The organism is Achromobacter spanius (assembly GCF_002812705.1).
GTDB lineage: Bacteria > Pseudomonadota > Gammaproteobacteria > Burkholderiales > Burkholderiaceae_B > Achromobacter > Achromobacter spanius.
On the sequence record NZ_CP025030.1, the window covers coordinates 5,744,289 to 5,756,693 of the forward strand.

7 protein-coding genes, 2 tRNA genes and 3 rRNA genes are annotated in these 12,405 nt (G+C 55.8%); 4 read left to right on the forward strand and 8 right to left on the reverse strand.

All coding sequences use genetic code 11. The annotated features are described in order from the left end of the window. Nucleotides 1-51 precede the first annotated feature (51 nt). A complete protein-coding gene (locus CVS48_RS26060) occupies nucleotides 52-765 on the forward strand; it encodes a haloacid dehalogenase type II (RefSeq protein WP_100856985.1) in 714 nt (237 codons plus the stop codon). Nucleotides 766-836: 71 nt separating this feature from the next. Beyond that, complete coding sequence (locus CVS48_RS26065; RefSeq protein WP_100856986.1) at nucleotides 837-1,577, forward strand: aldolase; 741 nt, start codon at nucleotides 837-839, stop codon at nucleotides 1,575-1,577. 205 nt (nucleotides 1,578-1,782) lie between these two features. Here CVS48_RS26065 and rrf read toward each other — a convergent pair. The 6 genes from rrf to CVS48_RS29325 all read right to left on the reverse strand — a co-directional run bounded on the left by rrf (nucleotide 1,783) and on the right by CVS48_RS29325 (nucleotide 7,980). Continuing rightward, nucleotides 1,783-1,895, reverse strand: a 5S ribosomal RNA gene (rrf, locus tag CVS48_RS26070). A gap of 203 nt (nucleotides 1,896-2,098) precedes the next feature. Continuing rightward, nucleotides 2,099-4,983 (reverse strand): 23S ribosomal RNA (locus tag CVS48_RS26075). Nucleotides 4,984-5,276: 293 nt separating this feature from the next. Further along, a tRNA-Ala gene (locus CVS48_RS26080) sits at nucleotides 5,277-5,352 on the reverse strand. A 22-nt stretch (nucleotides 5,353-5,374) separates the two neighbouring features. Beyond that, a tRNA-Ile gene (locus CVS48_RS26085) sits at nucleotides 5,375-5,451 on the reverse strand. A 132-nt stretch (nucleotides 5,452-5,583) separates the two neighbouring features. Further along, nucleotides 5,584-7,114 (reverse strand): 16S ribosomal RNA (locus CVS48_RS26090). Together the 16S, 23S and 5S rRNA genes with 2 tRNA genes alongside form the textbook arrangement of a ribosomal RNA operon. A 686-nt stretch (nucleotides 7,115-7,800) precedes the next feature. Further along, nucleotides 7,801-7,980 carry a hypothetical protein gene (locus CVS48_RS29325; RefSeq protein WP_126376175.1) on the reverse strand — a complete coding sequence of 60 codons (180 nt, stop codon included), beginning with the start codon at nucleotides 7,978-7,980 and terminating at the stop codon, nucleotides 7,801-7,803. Between the two features lie 242 nt (nucleotides 7,981-8,222). On the opposite strand from CVS48_RS29325, the gene rng reads away from it, so the two are divergent. Continuing rightward, entirely contained in the window at nucleotides 8,223-9,704 is a 1,482-nt protein-coding gene (gene rng / locus CVS48_RS26095; RefSeq protein ID WP_100856987.1) for a ribonuclease G, read from the forward strand. A 188-nt stretch (nucleotides 9,705-9,892) separates the two neighbouring features. Next, nucleotides 9,893-10,594, forward strand: a complete 702-nt coding sequence (locus tag CVS48_RS26100; protein WP_100856988.1) for a DUF3053 domain-containing protein — start codon at nucleotides 9,893-9,895, stop codon at nucleotides 10,592-10,594. A 12-nt stretch (nucleotides 10,595-10,606) separates the two neighbouring features. Here the strand turns inward: CVS48_RS26100 and CVS48_RS26105 are convergent, their stop codons facing one another. After that, a complete protein-coding gene (locus CVS48_RS26105) occupies nucleotides 10,607-12,073 on the reverse strand; it encodes a sensor domain-containing diguanylate cyclase (RefSeq protein ID WP_100856989.1) in 1,467 nt (488 codons plus the stop codon). A gap of 179 nt (nucleotides 12,074-12,252) precedes the next feature. Next, nucleotides 12,253-12,381, reverse strand: coding sequence for a hypothetical protein (locus CVS48_RS29810; RefSeq protein WP_272868270.1), 129 nt, complete (start codon nucleotides 12,379-12,381; stop codon nucleotides 12,253-12,255). Nucleotides 12,382-12,405: the final 24 nt, after the last annotated feature.

The window sequence follows — 12,405 nt, forward strand, 5'->3', positions numbered from 1 at the left end:
TCTAAGCTGACCCAATCAAAGCCCCTGCTCACTATCGACAAGGACATCGAAATGCCGCTGAACCAGCTGCCTCGCCCGCAATGGCTTACCTTTGACTGCTACGGCACCCTCATCCAATGGGACGAAGGACTGCATGCAGCGGTCGCCCGCATCCTGGCCGCCAATCCGCAGGAGCGGGCATTGCCCACCCCTTCAGAGTTCCTGCATGTTTACGACGAGCATGAACATCGCCTGGAACGCACGCCGCCGCATCGCAATTTTGCCGATATCTCTCGAGAGGCTCTGCGCTTGACCATGCAGGACCTGGGCCCGGTCTATCGCCCTGAAGACGCCGAGATGCTGATCAACAGCATCTCGGCCATGCCCCCTTTCCCCGAAGTCGTGGACACGCTGTCCGTGTTGAAACAAGCAGGCTTTCGCCTGTGCATCATCTCGAATACCGACGACCAGATCATTGCGGGCAACGTCGCGCAACTGGGCGGGCATGTCGATCGCGTCATCACCGCCGAACAAGCGGGTGCCTATAAACCCTCCCGCAGGATCTTCGCCCACGCCTACAACAGCTTGGGCGTAACCCCTGAGGAAGTCGTGCATATTTGCGCCAGTCCGCATCTGGATCATGCCGCCGCGCGCGACATCGGATTTCGATGCATCTGGATCGACCGCGGTACAGGTCGTCAATGCTTGCCGGACTATCGTCCTGACGCTACCGTACCGACATTGGACCGCGTACCCGATCTTTTCCGAGCCGCTGGCTGGCTATGAATGTGCTTCATGGCAAGGGCCGGTCAACATAGATAGCCGTTTCCTCTTACCCACAAACCCCGAAGGTAGACATGAATCCAGACCCCCAATTCGCCAACGCACTCTTTCACGCGGAACCGGTGGCGGCGCTTCGCGCTGATTTGGCGCTAGCACTGCGCGCTGCGGCTGCCCATGGTTTGGGAGAAGGGGTCTGCAACCATTTCAGCGTGGCGCTACCAGGCGACCCCGACCATTTCCTGCTCAATCCGCGTGGCCTGATGTGGAACGAGGTCCAGGCTGATGACATCGTATTGATCGACGCCCATGGCAACAAGCTTGCCGGCCGGCACGCAGTCGAACCCACGGCCATGTTCATCCACGCCGCCATTCACCGTGTTGCGGGAAAAGCCTGTGTCCTGCATACGCACATGCCTTACGCCACGGCGCTAACACTCACTAGCGATCGCGGCCTGGACACCACGCTGTCGCAGAACGCCATGCGCTTCCATGGTCGCCTGGCCATCGACGAAAACTACAACGGCCTCGCGCTGGACGTTAGCGAAGGCGAACGCATCGCGCATGCCATGCAAGGCGCCGACATCGTTTTTCTTGGCAATCACGGCGTCGTAGTGTGCGGGGAACGGCTGGACTACGCCTACGACGATCTCTTTTTCCTGGAACGCGCCTGTGCTGCACAGGTGCTGGCGCAATCGACTGGGTGCCCGCTCAAGCCCGTAAATACCGATCTGGCAGCCAAAGTCGCAGCGCAGATTCAAAGCGAGCGCTTGCAATCCGAATTGTTCTTCCAGGCGCTACGCCGCCAATTACCCTAACGGAAATACTCAGGCCGTGGCTAAAACAAAAACGCCTCGCGGCATGAGCCGCGAGGCGTTTTCAATTAATCAGTATCGCAAAGATCAAATTTTGGGTCTCAATCTAAAATTCCAAACCTAATATCAAGACCCAAAAATAAAACCCAAAAACAAAACCCAAAAACAAAACCCCACAGGATCACCTGTGGGGTTTTGCGCAATAAAAGCCTGACGATGACCTACTTTCACAGACGTCCGTCCACTATCATCGGCGCGAAGGCGTTTCACTGTCCTGTTCGGGATGGGAAGGAGTGGTACCACCTTGCTATGGTCGTCAGGCGTAACGGGTTGAGCGGCTGCGGGTTAGCGCAACGGCTCCAATCTTGGAAGAAACACAACGTGTGGATGATCAGAGGCAAACTCGATGATCACGCACAAGGGGTATGTAATTGGTGTTGGCTGGCTGCTGACGGTGCAGCCAGATTTTGTATTGAACGACACTTGGAACGCTATATCACCAGGTCAATAACCATCAGTGTTATAGGATCAAGCCTCACGAGCAATTAGTATCGGTTAGCTTAACGCATTACTGCGCTTCCACACCCGACCTATCAACGTCCTGGTCTCGAACGACTCTTTAGGGGGATCAAGTCCCCGGGATACCTAATCTTCAGACGAGTTTCCCGCTTAGATGCCTTCAGCGGTTATCTCTTCCGTACTTAGCTACCCGGCAATGCCATTGGCATGACAACCGGTACACCAGAGGTACGTCCACTCCGGTCCTCTCGTACTAGGAGCAGGCTCCGTCAAGTATCCAACGCCCACGGCAGATAGGGACCAAACTGTCTCACGACGTTTTAAACCCAGCTCACGTACCTCTTTAAATGGCGAACAGCCATACCCTTGGGACCGGCTACAGCCCCAGGATGAGATGAGCCGACATCGAGGTGCCAAACACCGCCGTCGATATGAACTCTTGGGCGGTATCAGCCTGTTATCCCCAGAGTACCTTTTATCCGTTGAGCGATGGCCCTTCCATTCAGAACCACCGGATCACTATGTCCTGCTTTCGCACCTGTTCGACTTGTCAGTCTCACAGTCAAGCACGCTTATGCCATTGCACTATCAGCACGATTTCCGACCGTACCTAGCGTACCTTCGAACTCCTCCGTTACACTTTGGGAGGAGACCGCCCCAGTCAAACTGCCCACCATGCACTGTCCCCGATCCGGATAACGGACCAAGGTTAGAACCGCAAACAAACCAGGGTGGTATTTCAAGGATGGCTCCACGTGATCTAGCGACCACGCTTCAAAGCCTCCCACCTATCCTACACAGGCCGGTTCACAGATCAATGCAAAGCTACAGTAAAGGTTCATGGGGTCTTTCCGTCTAGCCGCGGGTAGATTGCATCATCACAAACACTTCAACTTCGCTGAGTCTCAGGAGGAGACAGTGTGGCCATCGTTACGCCATTCGTGCAGGTCGGAACTTACCCGACAAGGAATTTCGCTACCTTAGGACCGTTATAGTTACGGCCGCCGTTTACCGGGGCTTCGATCAAGAGCTTGCACCCCATCACTTAACCTTCCGGCACCGGGCAGGCGTCACACCCTATACGTCGACTTTCGTCTTTGCAGAGTGCTGTGTTTTTAATAAACAGTCGCAGCCACCGATTCTCTGCGACCCCATCATGCTAAGCGCGCAGGCGCTTCACACTACCGGGGTATACCTTCTCCCGAAGTTACGGTATCAATTTGCCGAGTTCCTTCTCCTGAGTTCTCTCAAGCGCCTTGGAATATTCATCCCGTCCACCTGTGTCGGTTTGCGGTACGGTCTCGCACAGCTGAAGCTTAGAGGCTTTTCTTGGAACCACTTCCAATCACTTCGCAAGCAATGCTCGCTCGTGCCATACCCTTGATTTACGCGCCCGGATTTGCCTAAGCGCCATCTTCGATACAGCAACAGGGACATCCAACACCCTGATGATCTTCCGCGATCCGTCCCCCCATCGCACTGTACGACGGTACTGGAATATTAACCAGTTTCCCATCAGCTACGCATCTCTGCCTCGCCTTAGGGGCCGACTCACCCTGCGCCGATGAACGTTGCGCAGGAAACCTTGGACTTACGGCGAGGGGGCTTTTCACCCCCTTTATCGCTACTCATGTCAGCATTCGCACTTCTGATACCTCCAGCAGCCTTTACAAGCCACCTTCGCAGGCTTACAGAACGCTCTCCTACCGCGTGCACTAAAAGTGCACACCCGCAGCTTCGGTTTATCGCTTAGCCCCGTTACATCTTCCGCGCAGGACGACTCGATCAGTGAGCTATTACGCTTTCTTTAAAGGATGGCTGCTTCTAAGCCAACCTCCTGACTGTCTATGCCTTCCCACTTCGTTTCCCACTTAGCGATAATTCGGGACCTTAGCTGGCGGTCTGGGTTGTTTCCCTCTTGAGTCCGGACGTTAGCACCCGGTGCTCTGTCTCCCAAGCTGTACTTGCGGGTATTCGGAGTTTGCCATAGTTTGGTAAGTCGCCATGACCCCCTAGCTATAACAGTGCTCTACCCCCCGCAGTAATACTTGAGGCACTACCTAAATAGTTTTCGGAGAGAACCAGCTATTTCCAGATTTGTTTAGCCTTTCACCCCTATCCACAGCTCATCCCCTAATTTTTCAACATTAGTGGGTTCGGTCCTCCAGCACGTGTTACCGTGCCTTCAACCTGGCCATGGATAGATCATCTGGTTTCGGGTCTACACCCAGCGACTGAATCGCCCTATTCGGACTCGCTTTCGCTACGGCTTCCCTATTCGGTTAACCTTGCCACTGAATGTAAGTCGCTGACCCATTATACAAAAGGTACGCAGTCACCCCACAAGGAGGCTCCTACTGTTTGTATGCATACGGTTTCAGGATCTATTTCACTCCCCTTCCGGGGTTCTTTTCGCCTTTCCCTCACGGTACTGGTTCACTATCGGTCGATCACGAGTATTTAGCCTTGGAGGATGGTCCCCCCATCTTCAAACAGGATTTCACGTGTCCCGCCCTACTTGTCTTACGCTTAGTTCCACACACAAGATTTCATCTACAGGGCTATCACCTGCTACGGCCGGACTTTCCATTCCGTTCGACTATCTTGCGTGCTAAAACGTAAAGGCTCTTCCGATTTCGCTCGCCACTACTTTCGGAATCTCGGTTGATTTCTTTTCCTCGAGCTACTGAGATGTTTCAGTTCACCCGGTTCGCTTCCACTAGCCTATGTATTCAGCTAGGGATACCGCATTGCTGCGGTGGGTTTCCCCATTCGGACATCTACGGATCAAAGCTTGTTTGCCAGCTCCCCGTAGCTTTTCGCAGGCTACTACGTCCTTCATCGCCTGTGATCGCCAAGGCATCCACCATATGCACTTAGTCGCTTGATCCTATAACGCTGTAGGCTATAGGACCTGAGTATTAGCGTTTGTGCCGTTCATAAGTTTCAAAGCAGTCTGAGGTTATTCACCTCAGTCTTGAGAACTTGGAACAAAATAATGCAATCACAACCCGTACTTATTTTCTTCAGCTTGCGCCGAGTACTTAATAAGTACATTTCGTTGTGCTTCTTCCAGATTGTTAAAGAACGAATATAGCTGTTAGGTAAAACCTAACTCATAACGCTGACAACAGCGCTATGAGTTAGCCTCTACATCACCACCAGGGCGATTATGAGAATCAATGGTGGAGGTGAACGGGATCGAACCGATGACATCCTGCTTGCAAAGCAGGCGCTCTCCCAGCTGAGCTACACCCCCATATCCTGCATCGCAGAATACTTGGTGGGTCTGGTTGGATTCGAACCAACGACCCCCGCCTTATCAAGACGGTGCTCTAACCAACTGAGCTACAGACCCAAAACCTTCTCGGATCAGTAGTCAGGAAGCTGAAGCCCCAGGGAAGATTCCCTCGACCCAAGCCTACAACTGATCCCAGCTATATCAAACAACCGATAAGAGTGGACGCTTAACACGAGCACTTAAGCTCTGAAAGGAGGTGATCCAGCCGCACCTTCCGATACGGCTACCTTGTTACGACTTCACCCCAGTCATGAATCCTACCGTGGTAATCGCCCCCCTTACGGTTAGGCTAACTACTTCTGGTAAAACCCACTCCCATGGTGTGACGGGCGGTGTGTACAAGACCCGGGAACGTATTCACCGCGACATGCTGATCCGCGATTACTAGCGATTCCGACTTCACGCAGTCGAGTTGCAGACTGCGATCCGGACTACGATCGGGTTTCTGGGATTGGCTCCCCCTCGCGGGTTGGCGACCCTCTGTCCCGACCATTGTATGACGTGTGAAGCCCTACCCATAAGGGCCATGAGGACTTGACGTCATCCCCACCTTCCTCCGGTTTGTCACCGGCAGTCTCATTAGAGTGCCCTTTCGTAGCAACTAATGACAAGGGTTGCGCTCGTTGCGGGACTTAACCCAACATCTCACGACACGAGCTGACGACAGCCATGCAGCACCTGTGTTCCGGTTCTCTTGCGAGCACTTCCAAATCTCTTCGGAATTCCAGACATGTCAAGGGTAGGTAAGGTTTTTCGCGTTGCATCGAATTAATCCACATCATCCACCGCTTGTGCGGGTCCCCGTCAATTCCTTTGAGTTTTAATCTTGCGACCGTACTCCCCAGGCGGTCAACTTCACGCGTTAGCTGCGCTACCAAGGCCCGAAGGCCCCAACAGCTAGTTGACATCGTTTAGGGCGTGGACTACCAGGGTATCTAATCCTGTTTGCTCCCCACGCTTTCGTGCATGAGCGTCAGTGTTATCCCAGGAGGCTGCCTTCGCCATCGGTGTTCCTCCGCATATCTACGCATTTCACTGCTACACGCGGAATTCCACCTCCCTCTGACACACTCTAGCTCGGTAGTTAAAAATGCAGTTCCAAAGTTAAGCTCTGGGATTTCACATCTTTCTTTCCGAACCGCCTGCGCACGCTTTACGCCCAGTAATTCCGATTAACGCTTGCACCCTACGTATTACCGCGGCTGCTGGCACGTAGTTAGCCGGTGCTTATTCTGCAGGTACCGTCAGTTTCACGGGGTATTAGCCCATGACGTTTCTTTCCTGCCAAAAGTGCTTTACAACCCGAAGGCCTTCATCGCACACGCGGGATGGCTGGATCAGGGTTTCCCCCATTGTCCAAAATTCCCCACTGCTGCCTCCCGTAGGAGTCTGGGCCGTGTCTCAGTCCCAGTGTGGCTGGTCGTCCTCTCAAACCAGCTACGGATCGTCGCCTTGGTGAGCCGTTACCCCACCAACTAGCTAATCCGATATCGGCCGCTCTAATAGTGCAAGGTCTTGCGATCCCCTGCTTTCCCCCGTAGGGCGTATGCGGTATTAGCTACGCTTTCGCGTAGTTATCCCCCGCTACTAGGCACGTTCCGATACATTACTCACCCGTTCGCCACTCGCCACCAGACCGAAGTCCGTGCTGCCGTTCGACTTGCATGTGTAAGGCATCCCGCTAGCGTTCAATCTGAGCCAGGATCAAACTCTTCAGTTTAATCTCTGTATTTGTTTCGTATTCTTGGTCCGAATAAATCCGAACCAGGTCATACGTCGCTACTCAAAGGAAGTGAGGTATGTTCTTAAACTTGACGTCTAAGGTACTTCACTTCTAGTGAGCACTTGATTTCATTGTGCTTGTGATAAAGCCAGGATTTAACTCCCAACTTGATCACAGTGCATCGCATCAAGCGCCCACACTTATCGGTTGTTTAATTGTTAAAGAGCGGTACTGCTAAATTCTGTACTACCAACTTCTTGCTACCTACTGAACCCGCCAGCTTCGCTGCGGCTTTCGCCTTGCGTCGCTTGCTGTTTTCAGCAGCAGAGAGGCGAGATTATGAAGAAGTTTTTATCGCTTGTCAAGTCAGCTTCGTTCGCTTTCGCGCCACCGCTTTCTTGCTTGCGACCTCTTCAGGTCACCCTCCCTTAGCAGCTATCGAAACATCAGAACACCCATTCGGGTTAACCCTAAGTTTTCGGCAACTGCCAAGCCTGAAACTATAACACAACTTTTGCAGATTATGCAACCGGCTCTTGCCTAATTTGCATCCTATCTTGCAACCCCGCCGCTCGCTTGCGCTTTGCGTTGGCTCTGGAATCCAGAGGTTGGTTACTGAACCAGGTGGCTCGCAATATTTATCCGGGTAAACCCTGAATCAACATCACCAGCCAAGCCCAAGACTATAGCACGATTTTTGCAGATTGCGCAACTGGCTTTTGCCTGATTTGCTGCAATCCTTGCAATAACCGCTTGGCTGCCGGCATAACTATCTGCTGGCTGCTTTGCGGCAGGCCGGGGAAGGTTTCCTTGCGGATCGCTTGCCGGTTGACCTGTTGCGCTTGCTTGGCTTCGCGATTCAAAAACTGCCTGAACTGCGAAGGAGCGAGACTATAGCACAGGTTTTCGGGCTGTCCCGCCAGCTCTGCAAGAAAGTTGTGTGAATCCTCAAAGACGGCCCGCCCTGCGGGAAGACAAGCCCCGATATCGGCAGGCGCATCACGCCAGCTCTCTATATATAGATAGTCTTCCGCCGGACTTGCCTAGCGTTGGGGTACGTTTACTATTCGCCTGTACGCCGCACCTACTTGGAGACGAGCACGCTATGCCACCAGCCATCGCCCAGAGCGAAGATATCCTGATCAATGTGACCCCGTTTGAAACCCGCGTTGCGCTGGTGGAACAGGGGTCAGTACAGGAGCTGCATGTGGAACGCAGCATCCAGCGGGGCCATGTTGGCAATATCTACCTGGGCCGCGTGGTTCGCGTGCTGCCGGGCATGCAAAGCGCGTTCATTGATATTGGGCTTGAGCGCGCCGCCTTCATCCATATTGCGGACCTGCGCGAAAACCGGGGCGAGCGTAGTCAGGGATTGACCCCCACGCCTATCGAGAAGCTGCTGTTCGAGGGACAGACCCTCATGGTTCAGGTGGTCAAGGATCCGCTGGGTACCAAGGGCGCGCGCCTGTCGACGCAGATCAGCATGGCTGGGCGCATGCTGGTTTACCTGCCGCACGACCCGCATATTGGTATTTCACAGAAGATCGACACCGAGTCTGAACGCATCCAACTGCGCGAACGGCTTCAGGCGCTGATGCCGCCTGAAGAAAAAGGCGGTTTCATTGTGCGGACCCAGGCGGAAGGCGCCAACAATGAAGAGCTGACCGCGGATCTGGAATACTTGCGCAAGCTGTGGACGAGTGTGCAGGCAGCCGCGCGCACCCAGCCCGCACCCGCCCTTCTGCATCAGGACTTGACGCTGGCGCAACGTGTCTTGCGCGACATGGTCGGGCCCCACACCGGTACGATTCTGGTGGATTCGCGCACGACGAGTTCGGCGATGTTGGAATGGGCGCGCATCTACACACCATCCGTAGTGGACCGCATCCAACATTACAGCGGCGAGCGCCCTTTGTTCGATACCGCCAATGTGGACGACGAGATCGCACGTGCGCTGTCTCGTCGGGTGGACTTGAAATCGGGCGGCTACCTGATCATCGACCAAACCGAAGCGCTGACCACGGTGGACGTGAACACCGGGGGCTTTGTAGGCGGCCGCAATTTCGACGACACCATATTCAAGACGAATCTGGAAGCGGCCCAGGCCATTGCCCGGCAACTGCGTTTACGCAACCTGGGGGGCATCGTCATCCTGGACTTCATTGACATGGAAGAACAAGAACACCGCGAGACCGTGCTGGCTGAACTGAAAAAGGCGCTGTCGCGTGACCGCACGCGCATGACGGTCAATGGCTTCACACAACTGGGCTTGGTGGAAATGACGCGCAAGCGCACGCGGGATTCGCTTGCGCATCAGTTGTGCGAACCCTGCCCCATGTGTGAATCGCGGGGCAATGTGCGCACGCCGCGCACCGTGTGCTACGAGATCCTGCGCGAAATACTGCGCGAGGCGCGGCAATTCAATCCGAAGGAATTTCGCATCCTGGCCTCGCAGGATGTCGTGGATTTGTTCCTGGAAGAAGAGAGCCAGCACCTGGCGATGCTGGGTGATTTTGTGGGCAAGCGCGTGTCGCTGGAAGTCGAGAGCACATATTCGCAGGAAAAATACGACATCATTTTGGTCTGATGCCTCGCGCGTTTAACAGATAATCAGCGGGCATTCACTTCAATGTGCGCAGATTGTGTGTCTTAACGATTCGTTTGAAAACAAGTTTGAAACGAATGGCGGTGGGGAAAAGTAGCCGATAATCTCGCGGGCGCTTTAACAGGGTTTACCCTGAAGCGCCCTTTTTCATGCTTTCGGAGGTTCATGCAATGAAGTCCCTATTCCGTCCGTTCCTGCTGCTGGTTGCGGCGTTGCCGCTGGTGCTGGCCGCTTGCGGCGACAAGGAGCCCGAGCAACGTGCCGCGTTCACGCAGTACTTGCAGACCCGCATCGTCGACAAGCCCGGCGTGCGCGTGCCGAAGCTGACGGATGAGGAAGCGAAGTCGTTTGGCGATTACACGTCGCACTACGCCGTGATCACCGACTTCAACGCCGGCATGGAAGCATCGATCAAGCCTTTGTCGAGCGTCATGCAGAAAGGCTCGATGCGTTCTTTGAACGACATCGTGGCGCGCCGCGACGACCTGAAGAGCGTTCAACAGTCGCTGACTGACATGGGCGCGGCCTTGAAAGAACAGCAAGCCAAGGCCGACGCCGCGCATGCGCAGCTCAAGCAGCCCGCGGAGCTGAAGGCCGTGTACGACAAGGCCTACGAAAAGACGGTGAGCCTGCCCGCCGATACCTTGCGCGACGTGCTGCCGGAACTGAACGCCACCTTTGACAGCGGCTTGAAGGTTGCCGACTACGTTGAAGCCCACAAGGCGCAGATTGAAATCTCGGGCGCGACCATCAAGGTGAAGGACCCCGCCGTGCAGGCCGAGCTGAACAAGTTGCTGCAAGACCTGAATGATCAGGCGAAAAACATGCAGCAGGCGCAGACGCGCATGCAGGCCTTGATGCTGGGCCGATAAGCCTGCGCGCCATCACGCCGCGGCGACTTGGTTGCGCCCGGCTTTCTTGGCCCGATAGACCGCGCCATCAGCGGCTTCGACCAAGCGCGAAGAAGCCTGGTCCGCGGTGGGCATCGCGGTGGCAACCCCGATGCTGACCGTGACAACGCCACCGTCGTTACCCTCATGCGGGACGCGCAACGCCTCGATGGTGCTGCGTATGGCTTCCGCGATGGCCGTTGCCTGCCGGTTATCGGTGCCGGGCAACAACACGACGAACTCTTCGCCCCCATAGCGCGCTGCCAGGTCGCGCGGGCGGCGGGCCTTTTGCATCTGCGTCTGGGCCAGCAACTTCAACAGTTCGTCGCCTTCTTGATGGCCATAGCGGTCGTTGTAGCGTTTGAAGTGGTCCGCATCCAGGAACAGTAGCGAGAGCGGCGCGGCCTCCCGTGCCGCCGCCGCCCACTCGCGTTCGAGCGCCTCGTCGAAGGTGCGCCGGTTGGCAATACCGGTCAATCCATCCGTTTGCGCGCGCGCTTCCAGTTGCTGTTCAAAGGCCTCGCGCAAGCGCATTTCGCGTCGGAAAAGCACGATCTGCGCCATCACCGACAAGAACAGCGCCAAGGTAACCGGCACAACCAATACCGCGCGCCGCACCCACGGCGCCAGCACGTCGTCGACGTCCTGCGCCACGTCGATCACCAGCGGCGTCCTATCGATGCTGTCAAAGGTGTGAAGGCGGTTGAAGCCATCAGACGACCATGCGCCCACGAACGTGCTCTCGCGGCGGATCAGGAATTGCTGGAACGCCAGCGAGCCCTCGGCATTGCGCTGAAAGTCGTCCACCGAATACGGAATGCGCGCGATTACCACGCCATCATTGCGGTAGATCGTGATCGCGTCGTGCTTGCCGATAGACAGTTCGGCAAAGCGATCGCGGAAATAAGCCAGCCGCAATGAACCATTGACCACGCCTGCAAAGCTGCCGTCCGGATGAAAGATGCGGCGACTGATCGCGATGCTTTCATCACCCGGGCGCAGCACGCTGACATAGGGGCGGCTGACGTATAGGCCGACATCAGGCGCGTCGCGATGGACCTGGAAAAAATCGCGGTCGGAAAAATTTACGGCCGGAGGATCGATCGAGGTCGAGTCATATCGAATGTTTCCCGCCTCATCCAATACCAGGATGGAACCCAGGTATCCCGCCGTGGACGAGCGGTCGAAAAGAAAGCGTTGCAGCGTGGGGCGATTGACATGGTCGATGCCCGGCTCGCGCAGCCGCTCCACCACGCCTTGCAGGGATAAGTCGTACACATGCAGCGTGCGGCCGATATCGGCTGCCAGCACCCCGGTGATATTACGTGCTGACTTGTGGGCCGCTACCCAGGTCGCCTGGCGATCGATCCACAGTAATGCGACCGCCGCCAGACAGATGCCAATGGCCACGAGTCCGGCCAGCGCGTACAGGGCGCGATGCACAAACCTGCGAGACGTCAAACCGGCGCTCCTTGGCGATGCCGTTCGGGGTGTCGGGGCTTACATCCGGATGGTATCCAGCGAGATAATGCCGCTGCCTGGCGCGCGGCGCAAGGTTGCGCGCGCGCACGGGAAGATACCGGAAATGCAAAGCGTGGACGATCCGTTGGCATGCCGGGCGCGCCGGCCCGGCGAGGCGGCTAAGGCGCTGCCGTGGCGCCGATGCGGAAAGGAAAGGCGCGCACGCCCCGAACCTTGTCCGTTTCGCGCTGGGCGCTGATTGCCCAGGCAGGCGCCGCGCTGCCCGCCAGGGACAGCAACTGACGCATGACGTCAGCTGAAAAACCGCACCG